The sequence below is a fragment of the Hahella sp. HNIBRBA332 genome (assembly GCF_030719035.1).
GTDB lineage: Bacteria > Pseudomonadota > Gammaproteobacteria > Pseudomonadales > Oleiphilaceae > Hahella.
The window spans coordinates 854,770-875,115 of the sequence record NZ_CP132203.1; the positions used below are offsets into that span (position 1 = coordinate 854,770).

The following is a 20,346-nucleotide window of genomic DNA, read 5'->3' on the forward strand; positions in this document are numbered from 1 at the left end:
AATGGATATCAGTTTGCGTGAATGGCTGATCATGATAGGCCTGCTCATAATCCTGGGCGTGGTTATAGATGGTTTTCGCCGAGTCAGAAGAGCGCGCAAGGATTCATTGGAAATCTCCCAGGGTATGGGAGGCAACTTCGAAAATACGCCTATCGATGATGACTTTAATCCAGAACTGCCAGGCAGTGGCTTCAGGGTGATCAAAGACGGCAAGCCAGCTGCGGAGCAGAATTACACTCGGCCGATTAAGGAAGTCAAATACAAACCTACCTTCAAACCCTGCGAGAAGCTTAAAGAAAGAGAGCGCCTGCAGGACGAGGAGCATTACGACCAGGACATGGCGGAGCCGCCGATTCTGGAAGTGGATGAGGCGTTGGAAGCGTCCATGTCCAATCAGGGCTACGGGCGCAGAGAGCCGGAGTTTGTCGAAGAGGACGTGAGGGATGAGCGCCTGCCGGAAGAGCAGGAGAGTTTCTCGCCTTATCAACGCTTCGAGCAGGTTAGGGATGAACAATATGAAGAAGAGTCCGTCGAAGAGGACGCAGAAGCGGATGACGACGGGCGCTATGGAGACAGCCCCTATAAAGAGTTTCTGAAGCGGGATAATTTCCGCGTGCAGGGATATCAGGGCGGGTACGACAGTCTGCATGAACATGAGCCAGAGCCTGAGGTGGAGTTCGAGCAGGAAGAGCCACAGGATGAAGTTGAAAAGGAAGAGGATCTGCATGCGGAGCCGATAGACAGGCCGGTCGCCCATGATGAATCCCAACATGAACCTATGCTTGCGTTTAAAGACAAGTTTCTGAAGAAAATCAGTGCGATCCAGCAGCAAGCTGGACTCAACGCCAGCTCCCAGCGTAGTGAAGACGCGCCGAAAAACCGGGAAGAAAAGCCGAGCCGAACCGCTCCAACAGGGAAACAGCCGAAGACGCCGCAAGAGATTCTGGTGATCAATGTGCTGAGTAAGGATGAAGAGGGCTTCGATGGCGAGGCGCTGCGTAATCTGGTTGAAGCCTGCGGTATGCAGATGGGCGATATGGCGATCTTCCATCGTTACGAACATGACTTCGATGAAGGACCCGTTCAGTTCAGCATGGCGAACGCCATGGAGCCGGGCGTATTCGGAAAGGACATGGCGACACAGCGTTTTCCTGGCGTCTGCTTCTTTGTGCGTCTGCCTGGGCCGGATAACAGTATGCGCGCCTTTGACTATATGGTGGAAACCGCGCAATGCCTGGTGCGTAATCTGGGCGGCGAACTCAAGGATGAAAATCGCAGCGTCATGACGGCGCAGACTATCGAACACTGTCGTCAACGCGTCAGGGAGTTTGAGCGTCGCATGTTGTCGTCCCGGGTATAAACCCAGGGCGCCGCTTTCGGGAATGTCCCGGAGTATTGGCTTGTAACGAAAAATACTGTCGTTATATTCGCTATACTTTAATCCGAATCAAAGACTTAGCAATTCCGCCGCATTGGGGTTCCCGTGCGGCGGAGTCGTCTGATAATTATTCAATAATCTGCCTCGGAAGAATGAACTCATGTCGGAAGTCCCTGCCGCCATTCAGGAAGAGCTGAATACGCTTCGCGAAACCATCAACGATCATAATTACCGTTATTACACGCTGGATGATCCCTCGATTCCCGATGCGGAGTACGACCGTTTAATGCGTCGTCTGCGTGAAATCGAGACGGAGTTTCCCCAAACGATTACGCCGGACTCGCCGACTCAGCGCGTGGGCGCTGCGCCTGCGGATGGCTTCGAGACAGTGTCCCATCGCCTGCCCATGCTGTCCTTGGATAACGCGTTCGAAGAGCAGGATCTGCTGGACTTCGATCGTCGCGTGCGCGAGCGCCTTAAGGAAGCGGAAGACGTGCGCATTGATTACTGCTGCGAACCGAAACTGGACGGCATCGCTATCAGTTTGTTGTACCGCGATGGTTATCTGGTGCGCGGCGTTACGCGCGGCGACGGCTCCGCCGGCGAAGATATCACCGCCAACGTGAAGACGGTAAAGAATATCCCGCTTAAGTTGCGAGGGGAGGGATATCCCGCGGAATTGGAAGTTCGCGGTGAAATTTATCTGCCCAAGGCCGCCTTCGACGCCATCAACAAAGACGCGGCGGCGAAGGGCGAGAAAACGTTCGTTAACCCGCGCAACGCGGCGGCGGGAAGTCTGCGCCAGCTTGATCCGCGCATCACCGCCAGGCGGGCGTTGGAAATGTGTTGCTACAGCGTAGGCTATTTCGAAGGCGAATTGCCGGGGACCCAGCACGATATTCTCAATCAGCTGCAGCAGTGGGGCCTGAAGATCAATAGCCAGATGAAGTTGGCGTCAGGGGCGCAGGAGTGCCTGGATTACTACCGTCATATCATGAACGTTCGTAACCAATTGCCATACGAAATTGATGGCGTGGTGTTCAAGGTTAACCGTATTGATCTGCAGCAGGAGCTGGGGTTCGTTTCGCGGGCGCCGCGTTGGGCTATCGCGCATAAATTCCCCGCCCACGAGGAAATGACCGAGTTGCTGGCGGTGGACTTCCAGGTTGGCAGAACCGGCGCCGTGACGCCAGTGGCGCGCTTGAAGCCGGTATTCGTCGGCGGCGTCACGGTCAGCAACGCTACCTTGCATAACATGGATGAAATTCGCCGCTTGGACGTGCATGTGGGCGATACGGTCATCATTCGCCGCGCGGGAGATGTCATTCCGCAGGTGGTTAGCGTGGTGCAGGATCGTCGCCCGGAAAACGCTGTACCGGTGGAGCGTCCCGAGCACTGTCCAGTTTGCGGCTCCGATGTGCTGCAACTGGAGGGCGAAGCGGTGGCGCGTTGCTCCGGTGGGCTCTACTGCTCTGCGCAGCGTAAGGAGGCGATCAAGCACTTCGCATCCCGCAAAGCTATGGATATCGACGGCCTGGGCGACCGACTGGTTGAGCTGCTGGTGGAGAAAGAATTAATCGATTCTCCCGCCAGTTTGTATTCTCTAAAAGCGCCGGATGTGGCGGGGCTGGAGCGCATGGGCGAAAAGTCTGCGCAAAATCTCATTAATGCTATTGAGGTTTCCAAGCAAACCACTTTTGCTCGCTTTATCTATGCGTTGGGCATTCGGGAAGTGGGGGAAGCCACGGCCAAGGTGCTGGCGCAGCACTTCCCAACTCTGGATCTGCTGAAGCAGGCCACCGAAGAAGACTTGGTGGCGGCGCCGGATATCGGTCCTATCAGTGCGGGGCATATTCGCTCCTTCTTCCAGCAAGAGCACAATCTGGAAACCATTGATGCGCTATTGAGGCAGGGCGTGAGCTGGCCTGAAGTGGTCGTGCGCAATACAGAGACGCTGCCGCTATCCGGGCAAACCGCTGTAGTGACGGGCACGCTTGCGGATTACAGCCGCGATGAGGCGAAGGATCTATTGATCCGTCTCGGCGCCAAGGTGTCCGGCAGCGTGTCCGCCAAAACCGGTTTTGTGGTGGCGGGGGAAAAGGCGGGCTCCAAACTTACTAAGGCGCAGGATCTTGGTGTGAAAGTGCTGGATGAAGACGCATTCAAGCAACTGTTGGAAGAGCATCAAGCGCATTTGGGCGGCGACGCCTGATTGCACTGATCCCTTTTCTCCTTGTAACGGCCGCTTCTGCGGCCGTTTTGCATTGTGGGGTTTGACACGTACGGTCTGTCGTTTTCAGGTAAGTAGAAGGAAGTTAGTTGTCTGTCGGGTATAAATAAAAGGGCGGCAGTGTGATCCCGGTTGGGTTTCTGACCCCCTGCTGTGGTTACAAAAAACAAAGTTTTATAAAATTTTGTAAAACATAAATAATAAAGCGTGGAATGCACATCTATGGGTCACCTGGGTCTGGCCCAGCGCAGCGGAGTTAAGTTGGCGCTGAAAACGCCTGCGCTGGTTATCACTTCTCTACTACTCGCCTCCTGCGGCAGCGATACAGCGCCGCCCGAAGCCATTCGCATTTTGGGAAAACCACCGGGAACCGCTTATCTGGGCGTTGAATACACCTATGAGTTCGGTGTGGACGGCGGCGATGGTCTGGTGGACTTTTCCATGACCAACCAGCCGCGCTGGCTGGCGTTGGAGTACGTCGACAACACCTTCCGCAAAGGCATTATCATGCGCGGCATCCCTGGCGTTAACGGGGGCGGAACGGCGGAAGACGCGCTGACGCCTGGCGAGGCGCAGGAAGTCTCACTGACAGTGTCCGATGGATCCAGCGTGGGGGAAACCCGGTTTTCTTTGTTTGTCGACACGAACACCTATGAATCCGAGGCGCTGACGGTGGCGGAAAACGACGTTGGCGAACGCCCCTCGAAGTTGATCGACGCCAACAATAACGGCCAGGAAGACGAAGGCGAAGAGAAAGAAGTTATTCCGCTGTGCTTCACAGATGCGGAGGGTACGCCGCTGTTTTCTGAGGAAGACATCGCTTTCTTTGAGGAGCGTCAACAGGATGACTCGCTGGCGGTGCGTCCCAAGCTCCACTACTTGCCGGTCTTTCTGGAGCAACCCTCGGTTCAGCGCGTCATATTGCGCTACTCACTGACCAGCGGCTCCGGCGACGGCGCCACCCCGGGAAGCGATTTTCTTATCGAGACTGCGAGGAAAGACGGACAGGTTATTTCGGTCGCGGACGGCTTTCTGACTTATGATCCGGGCGTCCGTTATTGCCATATTCCGGTATTTATTAATGACGACCGCGATGCGGAAAAGACCGAGAACATTGCGGTGTCGATCACTCACTACGAAGGGGGACTGCTGGAGTTCGCTGATCCGGTCAATACCACCATCTCTATTACAGATAATGAGCCTGTCGCCAGCTTTAAGGTGTCCAAGGCGTCGGTGTCTGAAGGCAATTATCTGAATGTGGAAGTGACGCTGGATAAAGAGCCGGAACAAACAGTTTATGCAGAGTTTGTCGTGGATGCGGACAATAGCGATGGCGACTTTGAGGGCGCAGAGGCGGATTTGCGTCTCTACACCGGAGAAGGTGGGGCGGGCAGCCTGATCACGGATGGCGTCAGCGTGCCTTTCGAGGCGGGCGAAACCAGTAAAACCGTCAAACTGCAGGCGACGACGAATGGCGACGCCACGTTGCGGGACGAGAAAGTGACTTTCAACTGGCGACGTAGCGGAACCGTGAACCCTGGCGAGGAGCCCCTTTCCGTCTACATTAACCAGTGGTTGAACGCGGTGGAGCTGCCACTCAACGCCGGCGCAAGCGTCTCCGAGGCCATTTCGGGATCGCAATCGGAGCTGTTTCTCGCCCGGGTGAATGGGGAGGAAAGCGGCAAGCCGGTCAACTCAGATATCATGATCTATGATCGCTTTGGCGTCCTGCACCAGAGTATCAGACTGGAAGCGGCGACCTACGCAGTGCGCATCAAAGACATCTGGTTGTATGAGAAGATCAATCCGGCCAATGAGGATGAGATCACCCAGGATATCTACGCTTTGCTGGAAGTGGGTGGTTTGTTCGCGCCTCCGGCGGAGCCGCTGCAGGAAAGCGATTTGGGTGGTAAAGACGTAGTGGTGCAGAAATATCAGCGTATCAATAATGTCGGCGCCTTCGAGTTACAGTGGGCCAAGCAGATTGGCAGCGTATGGGATGACGAGCCCGGCGCGCTGTCTGTAGATCTCAGCCAGGAGGTGCTGGTGGTCGGCGCTACCTCAGGCCTGGTCGGCGAAGGGGAAAATTCCGGGCGTCGCGACGCCATGTTGATCAAGTTTGATAAAAACGGCGCACTTATGTTCGCTAAAACCTTCGGCTCCTCCGGTGATGATGTGTTGCTGGGAGCGTCTCCTGAATCCTCCTCCAATCATAATGTCGTTGGTTTCAGCGACGGAGCGGTGGAGGACAACGGCTCCAGCCTGGGCGGCTATGACGCCGTCATTGTGTCCTACAACGATGATGGCGATCCCCGTCGTGTGGCTCAGATCGGCTCCAGCTATAACGATGCGGCGCTTGATGTCAGCACTGTCAGCAAAGGCTTTGTCTCCGCCGGTTACACCAATGGCGTGCTGGTCAGTGGAGAGCGTAACCGCGGTGGTCAGGACGGCTACCTCGCCTATCATCAAAACGCCAGTGAGATTACGGCCTATGCGCAGGTTGGCGGAACTGCCGCAGATTCTGTGTTGGACGTTAAGTCGCTGGGCAATGAGGTATATCTGTCTGGCGTGACGGCGGGGGATATTTTTGACGCTGGCGCGGCCCAGGGCGGCGAAGATGGCTGGCTGGCGCGTTATGACATCGTGAAAGAAGAAGTGTTGGCTGACGGGGAAGAACCAGGCGAAGGCGAACAGGTGAGCAAGCTGAAGAATATTTGGCGTTTCCAGCGTGGCGCGGCGGCCAACGAAAAGCTTTCTAATCTGGCGACATTCGGCAGCGCTAAATTGATCTCGGTGGAAGAAGCCCAGACTGACAGCGGCGTGACGGTAACGCTGAAGCCGCTCTCCATCGTTGATGGTGTGGACTTGAACGCCGCCTGCCGGGCGGACCCTAACGGGGAATGTTGATGGGGCGTCTGGGTTAAGCCCAGGCTTCCACCTCAAAATGAGCGATAGCTTTCAGGATGTCTGTGGCGGTCAGTACGCCAATCACATCGCCCTGAACATTGCGCACCAAGGCGCCGTCCAGGTCTCTCTCCACCAAAACCAGGGAGATCCGGCGCAAATCGGCGTCGTCGCCGACCATCAGGTAAGGCGCGCACAGCGCAGCCAGCGTCGCCTCTGGCTGCTCCAGTTTCGCCTGCAACAGCTCGCGCTCAATCAGAAAACCCACGACTTCCTGGTCGTCCCGCACTGGCAAGTGTCTCACTTTATGCTCGCGCAAAAAGCTCAATCCTTCATCCAGGCTCCAGTCCTGCTTGCCGTAAAGCACTGGCGCTGACATAACGTCCTGGGCGCTGAGGCGGGAGATGTCGCCTTCTGCAGCGCTATCCTGTTCGCTTCCGGAATAGGGAAAGTCTTCTCGCATTCCTTGGTCCTGAGGACCAATAGGATGGATGGCGGATATGGATTTAAGTTCTTCCACTGATTTGACGCGAGGGTCCACGCTCAGTGGTGTGATGATACGGTGGCCGGCGTCGACTATGTAGATCGGCATGGATGAGGCTCCTTGCAACCGGGGCGCCGCGTTTGGCGCTCCCTATGCAATCCAGTCTACTCCTGGCTGAAGCGTGTTGGCAAAACGCGCTTGATCAGGCCGTCTTCGATCGGAGCGGGCGTTCCCTCCAGCATGTCCGCTATCATTTCGCCGGCGAGCGGCGCCAACGCCAGACCTTTGGAGCCCATTGCCGTCACAATCAGCAAGCCTGCTCCTTCTTGCTCCGGAATGAGCGAGCCGATAGCGGGTAAGTAATCCGGCAACGCGCTTCTGACGGAGGCGCGTCCTTGTAGGACAGGCGTGGTTTTGGCGAATTCGGCGCGCAGGGCGGGGGTGAGCTGGAACAGCTGTTCAAGATTGGCGTCGTTGTCCGTCTCAGTCACCTGCGAGTCAGCGCAATTGGGTTTAAATGTGGCGCCTGTGACCAGCCTGTCTTCAATAGGCGGCATCAGATAGCCTTCGCCACATAAAACGGTGTTTAGTTGCGGTAATGCGGTGGACTCCACCTGTAGCGTGGTGACTTGGCCGCGAATGGGTTTGAGAGGCAGAGTGGCCGCTTCAGCAGGCAGCATAGACTGGTTGTTGGCGGTTGCCAGTATCGCTGTAGCGCACTCAAGCACCCGGGCGGACTCGCCAGAGTCAGTATGGATACGCCAGCCGCCTTCATGGGTGCGTTCCAGTGCGCTAACTGTCGTATTCAAGCGGACCTCAATGTTAGGATGCTGCAGCAGGTGGGCGCACAGTTGCGGAGGAATCAGCCAGCCGCCGCCGGGCAGGTACGTGGCGCTTGCTGGCAGGCTGACGCCGGCGAGTTCCGACGCTTCTTGTTGGGTGAGAGAGCGGATAACCTCACCAGGGTAGCGATTGTGTTGGAAGAACTTCTGCTGTCTGACGGCTTCCTTGTTGTTATGCGCAAGTTGCAGCACGCCGCAGGGGTTCCATATGGGCGCAGGCAGGCTTGCGATCTGCGAGTAGAAGCGTTCGGCATACAAAAATGCATTGGCGTGAATGCGTGTGTTGATGCTCCACTCCACACCGGGTTTTATGTATAGCGCGCCTTGTGGGTTGCCTGACGCCTCCGGGGCGATTCGATCAGCCGCTTCCAGTACGGTTACTTTCCAGCCGCGAGAGGCGAGTGCATAGGCGGTATTTGCGCCAGACAGGCCCGACCCGATCACCACGGCTTCCTTGTGGGGAAGGGCGGTGGGCTGGCCCGGTTCTTCCGCTTGGAATACGCCGACGGTCATGTCCCTTTTATAGCCGAACCCGGGCGCTTTGCTGACGTTAAAGCCATGCTCTTTCAAGCCGCGACGGATGAAACCCGCCGCGGAGAATGTGGCGACGGTGCAGCCCGGGGCGGCGTGGCTGGCGATCAGTGGAAACAAAGACTCGCTCCACATCTCGGGATTCTGCTTGGGTGAGAACCCATCCAGAAACCAGGCGTCGGCTTTAAAGCTGCACTCGGTCAGCCAGTCTACGACGTCGCCCAGGTACAAGGTCAATGTGACGCCCTGGTCGATGAAGCGACAACGGTGCACGCCTCGCATGGGGGCGGGGTATTGCGCTTGTAACTGTCGTGCGAACTCCGCCAGTTGTGGCCAGGCCTGATGACTGCGTATCAGGTCTTCCAACGCCAGCGGACAAAACTCCACGGAAGTGAAGTGCAGTTGCCCATCCGCGGGACCGCATTCCCGCCAGAGCGCCCAGGCCATGAGGAAGTTGAGGCCGCTGCCGAAGCCGGTTTCCGCAATGGTGAATACGGAGCCCGGTGGCGCCTTGCTGAACCGCTCTCTCAGGCGATTGCCCGTGAGGAAGACATAATCCGTTTCCTCCGGGCCGCTTTCTTTGGAAAAATAAATATCGCCGTAAGCGTTGGAGATCGGCGCGCCGCTGTCGGACCAGGATAGATCTGCGTAATCAAGTTGCGGACCGTTCACTGCTGGCTTGCAACCTCATCCAGTTTGATGGAGTTGATGGTGACGGTTTTGACAGGCACATTCTGATAGGGGCCTGTATTTTGTGTGGGCGCGTTGGCGATCTTGTCCACCACTTCCATACCAGAGACGACTTCGCCGAACACCGCATAGCCTGGTCTGCCGTTGGCGCCATTCAGGTAAGCGTTATCGATGACGTTAATGAAGAACTGCGACGTCGCGGAGTTCGGGTCATTGGTTCTGGCCATGGCCAGGGTTCCGCGATTATTCGCGAGGCCGTTGTCGGATTCATTCTTGATCGGCGCTTTAGTGGCTTTTTTCTCCATGTTGGGCTTGAAGCCGCCGCCCTGGATCATGAAGTTGGGAATAGTGCGGTGAAAGATCAAGCCGTCGTAGTAACCGTCTTTGATATAGCTGATGAAATTTTCAACGGTGACTGGAGCCTTATCGCTGAACAACTTGATTTTGATGGCTCCCTCGGAAGTGTTGATGGTGGCTGTCGGCAGGTCGGCGGCTATCGCCGTCAAACTGATTGCCCAGAAAGCCAGGCCAAGTAATCCTCTTTTGCCCGCATTTACGCTGTGTCTCACTAGATTTCTCCGTTGCTTTTGGATTCGTCGTGGATGTCCGGTTCGCCTTCGCCCTCCGAGATGGCGGGTTCCGCTGTCTCAGAAGCCTCGTTGGCGGGAAAACCGTGGGCACGATTCTTACCTTTTCGTTTTGCCATGTAAAGCGCGCTGTCGGCCTGAGAAATCAATGTGTTGGGAGAGTCATCCTGAGAAGGGGCGAGGGCGCTGAATCCTACGCTGACGGTAAGGCGTTTCAACTCCGGCGAGCCTTCGTTCTCCATGTTGAGTTCGTAGATCTGACGCACAATCTGTTCCGCCACGCGTTGCGCCGATGTCTGGTCCGCATGAGGCAGAATAACGGCGAACTCTTCGCCGCCATAGCGGGCGACCAAGTCTGCGGCGCGACGAGACGTTTGCGTCAGGCAGTCGGCGACGTTAATAAGGCAGTCGTCGCCACGCTGATGTCCGTAGGCGTCGTTATAGGCTTTGAAAAAGTCCACATCCACCATCAATAGCGCCAGAGATTTATCGTCCCGCAGGCATCGATTCCATTCCGCCTCCAGGCTCCTGTTAAAGTGCCGGCGATTGGCGACCTGGGTCAGACTGTCCATCAATGAGAGCCGCTCCAGTTCTGCATGCGCGGCGCGCAACTCTTCCTGCTCATACAGCAGGAGCAACTGTTGCAGGAAGTTTTTGCGGGTTTCGTATTCCACCCGGTAGCACACCAATACTGAAATCAGCGTAACAAAGGTGTGTAGAAACAGCAGCTCGGTGAACTGTGAAGCATGCAGATGCATGAGAAAGTGCATCGCCAGCACCTGGGACAGCCACATTAGCAGGGCGAAGGGGAAAATGTAGTGGAACTGCAGGCGCAGCACCGTGCAGACGAATATGACGGAAATGATTGATCCGGTCTGGTAATGAAACTGATCAATGGCGGCGGCCTTCACGGCTATGGCGATCAGGCTCAGGTGAATGCATAACGCCCCCAGGCACAGGGTCATTTGATAACGATTGCGCACCCAGGCAAGTCGGCTGGCCAGCGTTACCAGGATGATGCCGAGAGCGTCCGCCGCCCTGATTTGCAGGGTTTGCTCAAATAGAGCGGGAATCACTAAATGATCGGCGAAAGTAAAGAAAACCAGCACCAGCGCCCCCAGTAGAGGGTAGACCCGGTTCAGGTGCAGATAACGGTTCAAGTGATAACGCTCAAACTCGCTTTCCAATTCGCCTTCGAATTGCAGTCCGTGCATGCCGTTGTCCAGCAGTCTGCGAACGTAGGTCGCAGTGTCTGCGGACATATCCTGGTGACTGTTCGGTAATGACAAATCCGCCCCCTGGGGTGTGGTTGCTGCAAGCGTCTCAGGTATTGAAAACCGGCTCTTCTATAAAAGTGTAACCAACCATGCTTTTACCGCCAGCGTTATAAGCGACAAATTATTAGAAATTCCTTAAAAGTTTCAGGCATCTAGGCGTCATAGCGAGAGAGGCTGCGGCGTTGGCCGCTAATACCCGGTAGTAAGTCATTAATACTTGGTTGTAGGCGATAGCAAAACCCATACAAAAATTAACCGATCTCGGGTGTACAAATTTTAAACGCCTTTCCATTATTAAAGAGCTACTACTCAATAAAAAAGGAGTTATAGTCATGGCGACTCAGCAGCAAGCTATTGAAAGATCCCGCCTAGGTCGCCTCCTGGTGAACCGGGGATACATTACCGAAGGTCAGCTTAACGAAGCATTAACGGCGCAGACGGTTAATGGTCAACGCCTTGGCGAATTGTTAGTAGATTTCGGCTGGATAACCAATAAGGAGCTACAGCGCACTCTCCGGCACCAAAGCCGGTATCGCTACGCCGCGGCGTTCGTCGCTATGGCCGTGGCTCCGTTCCAGCCCATGGTGGCGTTCGCCGCCTCCCAGACCGAAAATGAATCCTCACCAGTAGCCTCCGAAACCCTGTATCAAAATACCTCGGGGCTGCAGGCGCTGGATGACAATGCAATGAGCAATGTCGGCGCGCAAGGCTTCACTGAAGAGTTCCAGCAATTTTACAACATGGCCGCGAAGGCCCAATTGGAAGGTCAGAACTCTGCAAATCCTGATGAACTGCAAGGCCTGGACGGGGTTCAGGTGTTAGGGTCTCTCGGGAAACTATTGCTTCCTATTACTAATGTTTTGGACGCCGAAGTTGAAGTGGTCGGCGTGCAAATCGATCCCTCCCGCATCAAGCCTTTGTTTAATGAGGACGGGGGCATGAACGTGACGCTTCCGAATCATATCGAGCGGGTCAGTTTCAACAATATTCGGCCGATGGGGGTATCGGCGGATGGTCCCACCATGGGCAGTATTCATTTGGAAGGGATCGAGTTCAGCGATAACTCGTATATCGTGGTGAAACCCTACTGAGTAGACGGTTACTCCGCACGGCGGGCGAGGTAGTTAGAGCGCTCCGCCTGTTGCGGATCTTTCCCTTGGACGATGTTGTTTCAGGCCGCGTTGTTTGCGGCCTTTTTTTATGTCCGAGAATCTAAGCCTGCGCTATGGCCTGGCCTTCGCCAACGCTTTTCTCCGCGCCGTTTTTGCCATACAGCTGCATTTGCTGGGATTGGCCGCGGATGATCTGCATCATCTTGGTCGTGCGCTGTTGTGAACGGGCGATAATGCGTCCGTTGACCTCGTTCAGCTTGTGTATATTGGCGAGGCTGCTTTCGCACTGGCGGTACAGCTTCATCACGGGAGGCGCTTTTTCCTTCAGCAGGGAGAGAAAGCGGTCTATGGGCAGGCCTGTCTGGCTAACCCACTGCGTGCGAGTGCGTGCGTGGCTTTCGATTTGTTGCAAGAGGGGGAGTTTGTATTCGATGATGCGCTGCAGCGTTTCAATATCGCTTTGCTCCAGAGAGTCGCGTTCCTGCTGCAGCACATCTTCAAGTTGGGAGAGAGTTTGTAGATCCTGTTTAAGCAGATCAATAAATACTTTCAGATCGGCGGACATGATGCCCTCACAGTGTTATCAGAAGTCTTGCTCAAAATTAAGCAATTTTTCTGCCACACTGCGTGAATTGATCTGATAGGATCCGTCGGCCAGCGCTTTTTTGATCTTCTCCACCCGCTCGTTATCCACGTCGGGCAGTTTCGCCAGTTGCTGTTCGACTTTTCTGATGTTTTGAGCCTGCGAGCTGAGGACGAATTTGTCCCCGGAATCTCCGCTTTTTTCGGGAGCCGCCGCATTTTTCCCGGCGTCTACATCGACTTTCTCAGTCTTCTGCAGATTTTCCCGGGACTTGATATCGTTCACTGGCGGTGAACCGACACCCTTGATATTCATGGCCTTACTCTCTTAAAAACTTTAATTACCTAATTTATCGGCTCAATGCAGAGAAACTTTAGCGAGATTTTTAGAATTATTTTGTGAACATCGCCACTCTAATTGAAATAGTGCCGCCGGTACGTTCACAAGGGCGTTTTGACGTGGCCTGATCCTATGACTTCCGCCCGCACCATGCGGTTGCTGGAGCTGTTCTTGACCATGATCTGTTGACCGCGTCTGCCGTCCGCCATGGCGACTCCCGGCATCTTCACACTGAAATGGGAGGTGGCCGCTTCTATCACCACCATGTCGCCTTTATTAATAAGTTTAGGCGCTTCCAGCATATTTGGATAGGGCGCGGAGCCTGCTGTGACGGGACGTCGCGTGATCATGCCGACCACGTCTTCGGTATTGGTGTAGAAACCGTAGCGTAAGTCGATGATATTCAACTCTTTGGTTTCCAGGTCTTCCGGCGTCAGGGCGTAATCCCGAGGCACGGCGGACTTGATGGTCACAATTTGTCTGTAGCGCTCCATTTGTACGGGCACGTAGATTTGCCACGGACTCGGGGAGTCGCAGCTTACCTTCAGCGTCAGTCGTCCGCCGTTGGAGCTGGCTTCCTTGACGGCTGGCGTCTGTTCGCAAGGAGAGAAGTTAAGGCGGGAGTCAGGTTCGGAAACCTCGTAGACAACCCGTTCTTGAAGCTGTTCAGCCGCCGCTGCGGCGAATCGCATCATAAACTCTTCCACCGCAACGGAAGTTTGTTGCCGCCAGACCGGAATGGAATTGCATAAGGCCGGGGCTGAAAAAACGAGAATGCCGATATACATCAAGCCGGTTATGCGTATTTTCATTTTTTGTCCTATGCTTTACTTAGCTACCGGGTAGCCGCTTGCGCGTCGCCAATAAAATGACGGTGTGCGACAAGGCACGCAAAGTTTGTGCCGGGCTGGCGAGCTCATGCGGGGCGCCATCTCGTCAGCGCTCCGATCCGATAGTTCGGTAATCTACAACAAACAGCGGAGCGCCCTTTATGGCCGGGGTATTAGACAGCGTAAACCAACGTACTCAGTTAGTCGGACAGAACCGCCTGGAGTTGCTCCTGTTTCGGCTGCAGGGTGAGCAGATATACGGAATCAACGTTTTCAAGGTTAAGGAAGTTCTGCAATGCCCGAAGCTGACAATGATGCCTAAACGACATCCTGTGGTCAGGGGCGTGGCCCATATTCGCGGTGAAACTATCCCTATACTCGACATGGGAATGGCTACAGGACAGATGCCTGTTCCCGAAAAAGACGTCAATAACTGCTTTGTCATCATCACGGAATACAATCGCAAAACCCAGGGCTTTCTGGTGTCCGGGGTGGAGCGTATCGTCAATATGAATTGGGAAGATATGCATCCGCCGCCAAAAGGGGCGGGCAAAGACAATTATTTGACGGCGGTGACTCGCTTGGAAAATAAGCTGATTGAAGTCATTGATGTAGAGAAGATTCTCGCTGAGGTTTCTCCAACGCGGGATACCGTCGCGGATGAATTCATCGATAAGGAACTGGCCGCCAAAGCGATTGAACATAAAGTGCTGGTGGTGGACGACTCCACTGTGGCGCGACGCCAGATCGTGCATTGTATGGATGCGGTGGGCGTTGAGGTGGTCACAAAAAATGATGGCCGCCAGGCCTTGGATTATCTTCGCTCGCTGGTCGCCGACGGCAGCAACATCGACGACCATCTCAGCCTGATGATTTCAGATGTGGAGATGCCGGAGATGGATGGCTACACACTGACCACAAACTGTAAAAATGACCCTTCCCTGAAAAGCTTGTACATCATGTTGCACACGTCATTAAGCGGCGTATTTAACAAGGCGATGGTGGCGAAAGTCGGCGCGGATGATTTCATGGCCAAGTTCAACCCCGATGAGTTGGCGCAGAGAGTCACATCCGTGCTGAAAACGATAGAAGAAAGAAGACAATAACACCGGCTGGCGTACTTACCTTCAGCTGTCGACGCGCATAGCGCATAACTGGTCAGGGCGGGATTTTTTCTGGTTAATAACGCAGACTACGATAAGTTTCGGGATTTCCTCCAAAAAGCATGCGGCATTGTGCTTGGCGATAATAAGCAATACTTAGTGCAAAGCCGCCTGCGGCGGATCATGGCGGATGAGAAGATTGAGACCGTGGGCGAGCTGGTCGACAAAATGAGTCGATCCATGCGCTCACCCTTGCGGGAAGCGGTGGTTGACGCCATGACCACCAATGAAACTCTGTGGTTCAGGGATGTTCATCCATTCCGGATTCTGGAAGAAAAAATACTTCCAGAGCTGAGCGCCAACAAAAGCGTCACCCAGATTCGTATTTGGTCGGCGGCTTGTTCCACAGGGCAGGAGCCGTATTCCATTTCCATGGTGACGGATGAGTACCGCCGCAAAAACCTGGGCGGTATGCGCGCTTCCCTCAGCATTGTGGCGACGGACTTATCCGCCAGTGTGCTCAGCGCCGCGCGCAAGGGCGAATACGAAATGCTGGCGATTGGGCGAGGGCTCTCCAAGGAGCGTATGGCGAATTACTTCACCAAGACGCCCAACGGCTCCTGGAAAATCAAGCCTGAGATCGCTCGTTGCGTGGAGTTTCGATCGCTGAACCTGCTGGACTCCTACTCATTGCTAGGAAAATTTGACGTAGTTTTCTGTCGCAACGTGCTTATCTACTTCTCTGCGGAGCTGAAGAAGGACATCCTGTCTCGCATGCATTCCGCTTTGAAACCGGGCGGCTATCTGATACTCGGGGCCTCGGAGTCACTGGGCAATCTCCCTGATAAGTTTGAGATGGTGCACTGCAGCCCCGGCATCATTTATCGAGCGAAATAGCTTACCGCCAGACCGCTACAAAATATTTACGCAATCGGAAAGATTAGAGGTTGCCTTTCGGAAGGCATTCGTATACATTAGCGCACCTCAAAACAAGGGTTGCAATAATTCTGTTTTGGTTCTCTGGTGAGGTGTCCGAGCGGTTGAAGGAGCACGCCTGGAAAGCGTGTATACGGTCACCCCGTATCGAGGGTTCGAATCCCTCCCTCACCGCCATTGAATTCCCTTCTAATTCAATCACTTAGAAATTCATGTATACGGCTTGGGCTAATTCTGGGCTAATACAGCAGGTTTCTAGATCTCCTATGTCCCATATAACCTACTGATTACTAAGAAAAAATCTGATTTTTTTCTGGGCTATTTTTGGGCGAATCTGAGAGCTTTTCAGCTGTTCCTGTTTGATAATAACGACCACCATTAAGGCTCATGTGTTGAGCAAGGGGACATAACGCCCCCTTATCTCTGTAGGTTCAGTAAGGGGATAAGGCTAAAACCCTCCGCTATTACCTGAACTAAAGTTGGCGAAGAAGAACCCTGGCGTGCTCGCGTCGTCCGGCATGCCTAATCCTGAGGGGCCAGAAAAGCCTGGGCCTGATCCATTTGGGCCTGTGAAGCTTGGGCCAGAACCCATTGGTCCGCCAAAGCTGGGGGCTGAACTTAACCCCAGAGGGAGAAGCATTGTCGCTGGGGTATTCGGCAGCTTTGCCGCTGCTCGTATCGATTCAACCTGGTCTGGCGTTTCGACGCCAAAGTTCGCCTTTAAGCTCAACGAGTTACACATCGTATTGATGTCCGCGCCCGCCTGGGTTTTCATGTGTTTGGTCATCGCCCAGCCGGCAACGATGGTTCCCGTCCGGCCCTCTCCGTAGCCGCAATGCACGAGAGTGGCTCCTCTTTTCCTGTTTGCTTCAATGATTTCTGCTGCCTTTAGAAGTTGCGCAGGAGTGGCCGCTTTAAAGTCTGCGATTTTGAAATGGTAGTAAGAGATCCCGTAAGTCTTCAGAAGCGTCTTTGAGTGCTCCTCCAGTGCGTATTCGTTAGAGCTGATAATGCAGGTGACGCCTTTCTTCTTTAAAAAGTCGACTTGAACAAAGCTAAGCGTATGAGGTTGGTCATGCCCTGCATAATTCGGCTGAGATGAGCGTACCAGAACGCCAGGCAGAACCCACTGGAAATTCCGGAATCCAGACTGCGCTGTGTGGCCGTTACTGTGATAACTGTTTAAACCGTAAATCATGATCGTCTCCTAAATGGGCTTTCGTGCATCAATCTTTGTTACTTTCAAAGACGACAACGAAAGAGCATTTGGATGCGAGCTTCCTGATTTTTTTGGTAAACCAGCGGCGGGAGATGCTAGATTTTGGTGTTCAATATATTGGATATAGATGGAAAGCAATGAAGGGTCGTCAGAGTGTCAATATTTCAGCGGATAGTCGTTCAGGTTGGAGGGGCAATTTTTTCTGGCTTGCCCCTTCTTTCTAGTCCGTTGTTGCACCCGCCTAAAATCTTTAGGGATATCTGCATGCTGTATGCAATTCAATCTTAAATAATTATTCGTAATGACGGATGTGTTTGGCGCGAATGAAGTCTCTAAGTCGATACTTCAAGCATCCACTTATTTAATCCCAACCCGCCTGCCAGCAATACGATGAACAGAATCAGTGAGAGTGCGATGGGCTTTGCTCCGGCTTGGCGTATAGCGCTCCAGCGGGTTTTGACGCCCAGAGCGGTCATGGCCAGGGTGAGGGCGAGCTGGGAAGTCCATTTCAATGCTTCCAATACAAACTCAGGTAAGGTTATCAGGCTGTTGATGGCTGCGGCGGCGATAAAACCGAAGACAAACCAGGGGATGGCGATCCTTGTCTGAGTGTTGGCGCCGGCGGGTGCTCGGAATAGCAATACGCTGAGGGCGATGATGACTGGGGCCAACAACATCACTCTGATGAGCTTGGCGACTACCGCGAATTGCATGGCTTCTCCGCTGATGGATTGTCCTGCTGCTACAGCCTGGGCGACCTCGTGCACGGTGCTGCCGATATAAATCCCGAATTGCGATGGCTCCATCCAGGTAAAGCGGTATATGACGGGGTAGATAAACATCGCGAGCGTGCCGAAAACAACCACTGTCCCCACTGCGACCGCGACGTCCTGTTCTTTTGCGCGAACGACGGGCTCGGCGGCCATAATCGCGGCGGCTCCGCATACTGCGCTGCCTATGGCCGTAAGCGTTGCTATCTCCTTGGGCAGACGCAGAAGCTTGACGCCTAGATAGATGCCGATAGAGAGCACGGAAATGATAACGATGGCGTCCAGCAATATGGTGCGCCAGCCGATAGCGGCGATTTGCTGAAAGCTGAGGTTGAAGCCGAACAGGATGATGCCCAGCCGCAGTAGTTTCTGCTGACAGAGATTAAGGGTTGTGGAAGCGCCTTGGCTGCTGTGTGTATTAACAGCGCCGTAAAGCATGCCAAGCAGCGAGGCCAGGGGGAGGGCGCTGAGTCCCAGGGCGGCGATAAAGGGAATTTGAGCGAGTAGGATGGCGCATACGGTAAGCGCGATCAGGCGAATTAGCATGGTGTAAGCCCCTTTATATTTTCGTTAAGGGGACTTTAAGAGAGCGCATATGATAAGTATATTGGATGTTTCTTAAGTCATAGTTTAGAAAATCCGATGAATGTGAGTTTGCGGCAATTGCGAGTATTTGAGGCTACCGCCAGACTGGGGCGGCTAACCTTGGCGGCTGAAGAGCAGTGTCTCAGCCAATCGGCGGCAAGTCAGTCCATCCGGGAAATGGAGCGGACGCTGGGGTATGTCGTGCTTAACAAAGTAGGGCGGGAGCTGGAGCTGAGCGACGCTGGCAGGCGTGTACTGCCTCGCGTACGGCGAATTCTTAGCTTGGTGGATGGGTTGACGCTGCCTGACATTGAAAAAGTGGCCGGTCCTCTGCGTGTGGCGGCCAGCGTTACAATTGCATCCTATCTGCTTCCTTCACTGTTGGCGGAGTTCGTCAAACGCTATCCTGAAGTAGAGCCCGATTTGCAGATACAGAATACAGAGGCGGTGCTTTCTTTACTTGAAAAAGGGCGTGCGCACATTGGCATGATTGAGGGGCCAGCCCTGCATCCCTCATTGCACATCGCACCCTGGCTGTCTGATAGGTTGTCAATATTCTGCGCGGCGGGGCATCCTCTGACGCAGGTTGATCGCGTTGGGGCTGAGGCGCTGGAACAATTTCCGTGGATAGTTCGCGAGACGGGCTCTGGCACGCGCGCGGTGTTTGATGCGGCGATGCAAGCCATGGGTGTGCGGCCGCGCATTGCCTTGGCATTGTCCCGACAGGAGGCGATCAAACAATCTGTGCGGGCAGGGCTGGGAGTGGGCTGTCTATCGGGGCTTTCGATTGTGGACGAAGTGCGCGAGGGCCTGCTGGTTGAACTGAATACCCCCCTTAATCTGACGCGTCAGTTCTCCTGGGTATGTTCACCGGACAACAGAGAGTCGACCGTGGTAAAGGCGTTTATCGATTTATTGCAGGAGAGGGAGCGAGAGGCGAACCGTCGCCCCCTTGAGGAGAGAGAATGAGCATGAAAAAGCAGTATTACGACATTATCGGCGATATTCACGGCCATGCAGATGAATTAATCAAGCTGTTGCAGCTCCTTGGCTATGTGGATGCTGGCGATGGTTACGCGCATCCAGAGCGCAAAGTCATATTTCTCGGAGATTTTATTGACCGCGGCGAACACCTGCGGCAACACCGTAAACTGTTGGCGCTGGTCATGAAAATGGTGAGTAATGGTCATGCGTTGGCGGTGATGGGGAATCATGAATTTAATGCGCTGGCGTTCCACACTTTGCACCAGGGAGAGTATCTGCGCCGACGTACGGAAAAGAATATTCGCCAGCACCAGGCCTTTCTGAACGAATTTGAATCTGAGCCTGAATTGAAAAAAGACGTGCTGGCGTTTTTCCACAGCTTGCCACTTTGGTTGGAGTTGGACGGTCTACGGGTCATTCACGCCTGCTGGCATAATGATTATATCGACATCGTTCGCGCACGCTCGCCCTATGGATTGTTGGATTTGGACATGTTGATTGATGCGTCCACAGAGGGTCATCTGATGTTTACCGCCGTTGAAACTCTGATCAAGGGTGTGGAGATAGGATTGCCTGATGGAATCGTATTTCATGACAAAGATGGAACCGAAAGAGGCGCAATTCGCGTGCAGTGGTGGCGGCGAGACGCAAAGTCTTTAGGAGAGGTGGCGTTGCCTATGGGCTTGGATATTGGCGACGCTGCGCAGCTTCCGCCGCCGCAAACAATGCCCAGGTATGGACAAGAGCAGCCGCCTTGCTTTGTCGGCCATTATTGGCTGGCGGGCGAGCCGGAGCCGTTGGCTTCCAATGTGGCCTGCCTCGATTATTCTGTGGCCAAGCAGGGGAAATTAGTGGCGTACCGCTGGAGTGGCGAGTCGGTATTGCGGAAAGAAAACTTTGTTCACGCTTAAGTGTGAATTGTTCCCGGTCAGTTTTGGGGAAAGTGAAATACAGCAGAATGC

General features: G+C 54.3%; 17 protein-coding genes and 1 tRNA gene. 9 read left to right on the plus strand and 9 right to left on the minus strand.

Annotation, left to right across the window (positions count from 1 at the left end):
• The first annotated feature begins 1 nt into the window (after position 1).
• The 3 genes from zipA (at position 2) to O5O45_RS04070 (ending at position 6,515) form a co-directional block, all read left to right on the plus strand.
• Positions 2-1,360 carry a cell division protein ZipA gene (gene zipA / locus O5O45_RS04060; RefSeq protein ID WP_305903996.1) on the plus strand — a complete coding sequence of 453 codons (1,359 nt, stop codon included), beginning with the start codon at positions 2-4 and terminating at the stop codon, positions 1,358-1,360.
• A gap of 178 nt (positions 1,361-1,538) precedes the next feature.
• Entirely contained in the window at positions 1,539-3,590 is a 2,052-nt protein-coding gene (gene ligA / locus O5O45_RS04065) for an NAD-dependent DNA ligase LigA (RefSeq protein WP_305903997.1), read from the plus strand.
• A gap of 240 nt (positions 3,591-3,830) precedes the next feature.
• Positions 3,831-6,515, plus strand: coding sequence for a hypothetical protein (locus tag O5O45_RS04070; protein ID WP_305903998.1), 2,685 nt, complete (start codon positions 3,831-3,833; stop codon positions 6,513-6,515).
• A 13-nt stretch (positions 6,516-6,528) separates the two neighbouring features.
• On the opposite strand, the gene O5O45_RS04075 is transcribed toward O5O45_RS04070, so the two are convergent.
• From O5O45_RS04075 to O5O45_RS04090, 4 genes are read right to left on the minus strand one after another with little or no spacing between them, the layout of a single operon-like run.
• Complete coding sequence (locus O5O45_RS04075; RefSeq protein ID WP_305903999.1) at positions 6,529-7,104, minus strand: CBS domain-containing protein; 576 nt, start codon at positions 7,102-7,104, stop codon at positions 6,529-6,531.
• Between the two features lie 56 nt (positions 7,105-7,160).
• Entirely contained in the window at positions 7,161-9,041 is a 1,881-nt protein-coding gene (mnmC, locus tag O5O45_RS04080; protein ID WP_305904000.1) for a bifunctional tRNA (5-methylaminomethyl-2-thiouridine)(34)-methyltransferase MnmD/FAD-dependent 5-carboxymethylaminomethyl-2-thiouridine(34) oxidoreductase MnmC, read from the minus strand.
• A complete protein-coding gene (locus O5O45_RS04085) occupies positions 9,038-9,628 on the minus strand; it encodes a peptidylprolyl isomerase (protein WP_305904001.1) in 591 nt (196 codons plus the stop codon). Before O5O45_RS04085 ends, mnmC begins: the two co-directional genes overlap by 4 nt.
• Positions 9,628-10,935, minus strand: coding sequence for a GGDEF domain-containing protein (locus O5O45_RS04090; protein ID WP_305904002.1), 1,308 nt, complete (start codon positions 10,933-10,935; stop codon positions 9,628-9,630). Before O5O45_RS04090 ends, O5O45_RS04085 begins: the two co-directional genes overlap by 1 nt.
• Before the next feature lie 320 nt (positions 10,936-11,255).
• On the opposite strand from O5O45_RS04090, the gene O5O45_RS04095 reads away from it, so the two are divergent.
• Complete coding sequence (locus tag O5O45_RS04095; protein ID WP_305904003.1) at positions 11,256-12,014, plus strand: type II secretion protein ATPase; 759 nt, start codon at positions 11,256-11,258, stop codon at positions 12,012-12,014.
• Positions 12,015-12,135: 121 nt separating this feature from the next.
• On the opposite strand, the gene O5O45_RS04100 is transcribed toward O5O45_RS04095, so the two are convergent.
• The 3 genes from O5O45_RS04100 to flgA all read right to left on the minus strand — a co-directional run bounded on the left by O5O45_RS04100 (position 12,136) and on the right by flgA (position 13,769).
• Positions 12,136-12,600 (minus strand): flagella synthesis protein FlgN, encoded by a 465-nt coding sequence (locus O5O45_RS04100; RefSeq protein WP_305904004.1) that lies wholly within the window; start codon positions 12,598-12,600, stop codon positions 12,136-12,138.
• A gap of 18 nt (positions 12,601-12,618) precedes the next feature.
• The gene (flgM, locus tag O5O45_RS04105; RefSeq protein WP_305904005.1) at positions 12,619-12,933 is read right to left on the minus strand and encodes a flagellar biosynthesis anti-sigma factor FlgM; all 315 of its coding nucleotides are present in this window, start codon (positions 12,931-12,933) and stop codon (positions 12,619-12,621) included.
• Between the two features lie 125 nt (positions 12,934-13,058).
• On the minus strand, positions 13,059-13,769 hold the full coding sequence (gene flgA / locus O5O45_RS04110; RefSeq protein WP_305904006.1) for a flagellar basal body P-ring formation chaperone FlgA: 711 nt from the start codon (positions 13,767-13,769) through the stop codon (positions 13,059-13,061).
• 179 nt (positions 13,770-13,948) lie between these two features.
• Here flgA and O5O45_RS04115 point away from each other — a divergent pair, with 179 nt between their 5' ends.
• From O5O45_RS04115 to O5O45_RS04125, 3 genes are all read left to right on the plus strand, one after another.
• The gene (locus O5O45_RS04115; RefSeq protein WP_305904007.1) at positions 13,949-14,893 is read left to right on the plus strand and encodes a chemotaxis protein CheV; all 945 of its coding nucleotides are present in this window, start codon (positions 13,949-13,951) and stop codon (positions 14,891-14,893) included.
• Between the two features lie 69 nt (positions 14,894-14,962).
• Positions 14,963-15,787, plus strand: a complete 825-nt coding sequence (locus tag O5O45_RS04120) for a CheR family methyltransferase (protein ID WP_305906187.1) — start codon at positions 14,963-14,965, stop codon at positions 15,785-15,787.
• 125 nt (positions 15,788-15,912) lie between these two features.
• A tRNA-Ser gene (locus O5O45_RS04125) sits at positions 15,913-16,003 on the plus strand.
• A gap of 271 nt (positions 16,004-16,274) precedes the next feature.
• On the opposite strand, the gene O5O45_RS04130 is transcribed toward O5O45_RS04125, so the two are convergent.
• On the minus strand, positions 16,275-17,024 hold the full coding sequence (locus O5O45_RS04130) for a phosphatase domain-containing putative toxin (RefSeq protein ID WP_305904008.1): 750 nt from the start codon (positions 17,022-17,024) through the stop codon (positions 16,275-16,277).
• 353 nt (positions 17,025-17,377) lie between these two features.
• Positions 17,378-18,361, minus strand: a complete 984-nt coding sequence (locus O5O45_RS04135; protein WP_305904009.1) for a YeiH family protein — start codon at positions 18,359-18,361, stop codon at positions 17,378-17,380.
• Positions 18,362-18,457: 96 nt separating this feature from the next.
• Here O5O45_RS04135 and O5O45_RS04140 point away from each other — a divergent pair, with 96 nt between their 5' ends.
• Both O5O45_RS04140 and O5O45_RS04145 read left to right on the plus strand, forming a co-directional pair.
• Entirely contained in the window at positions 18,458-19,369 is a 912-nt protein-coding gene (locus O5O45_RS04140; protein ID WP_305904010.1) for a LysR family transcriptional regulator, read from the plus strand.
• A complete protein-coding gene (locus O5O45_RS04145; protein WP_305904011.1) occupies positions 19,366-20,295 on the plus strand; it encodes a metallophosphoesterase in 930 nt (309 codons plus the stop codon). The genes O5O45_RS04140 and O5O45_RS04145 overlap by 4 nt, the downstream gene beginning before the upstream one ends.
• The last annotated feature ends 51 nt before the right edge of the window (positions 20,296-20,346 follow it).

What these genes read in the sequence shown, in the direction of transcription:
- zipA (WP_305903996.1), top strand. Translation starts at nt 2, where the DNA reads ATGGATATCAGTTTGCGTGAATGGCTGATCATGATAGGCCTGCTCATA.
- ligA (WP_305903997.1), top strand. Translation starts at nt 1,539, where the DNA reads ATGTCGGAAGTCCCTGCCGCCATTCAGGAAGAGCTGAATACGCTTCGC.
- O5O45_RS04070 (WP_305903998.1), top strand. Translation starts at nt 3,831, where the DNA reads ATGGGTCACCTGGGTCTGGCCCAGCGCAGCGGAGTTAAGTTGGCGCTG.
- O5O45_RS04075 (WP_305903999.1), bottom strand. Translation starts at nt 7,104, where the DNA reads ATGCCGATCTACATAGTCGACGCCGGCCACCGTATCATCACACCACTG.
- O5O45_RS04095 (WP_305904003.1), top strand. Translation starts at nt 11,256, where the DNA reads ATGGCGACTCAGCAGCAAGCTATTGAAAGATCCCGCCTAGGTCGCCTC.
- O5O45_RS04100 (WP_305904004.1), bottom strand. Translation starts at nt 12,600, where the DNA reads ATGTCCGCCGATCTGAAAGTATTTATTGATCTGCTTAAACAGGATCTA.
- flgM (WP_305904005.1), bottom strand. Translation starts at nt 12,933, where the DNA reads ATGAATATCAAGGGTGTCGGTTCACCGCCAGTGAACGATATCAAGTCC.
- flgA (WP_305904006.1), bottom strand. Translation starts at nt 13,769, where the DNA reads ATGAAAATACGCATAACCGGCTTGATGTATATCGGCATTCTCGTTTTT.
- O5O45_RS04115 (WP_305904007.1), top strand. Translation starts at nt 13,949, where the DNA reads ATGGCCGGGGTATTAGACAGCGTAAACCAACGTACTCAGTTAGTCGGA.
- O5O45_RS04130 (WP_305904008.1), bottom strand. Translation starts at nt 17,024, where the DNA reads ATGATTTACGGTTTAAACAGTTATCACAGTAACGGCCACACAGCGCAG.
- O5O45_RS04135 (WP_305904009.1), bottom strand. Translation starts at nt 18,361, where the DNA reads ATGCTAATTCGCCTGATCGCGCTTACCGTATGCGCCATCCTACTCGCT.
- O5O45_RS04140 (WP_305904010.1), top strand. Translation starts at nt 18,458, where the DNA reads ATGAATGTGAGTTTGCGGCAATTGCGAGTATTTGAGGCTACCGCCAGA.
- O5O45_RS04145 (WP_305904011.1), top strand. Translation starts at nt 19,366, where the DNA reads ATGAGCATGAAAAAGCAGTATTACGACATTATCGGCGATATTCACGGC.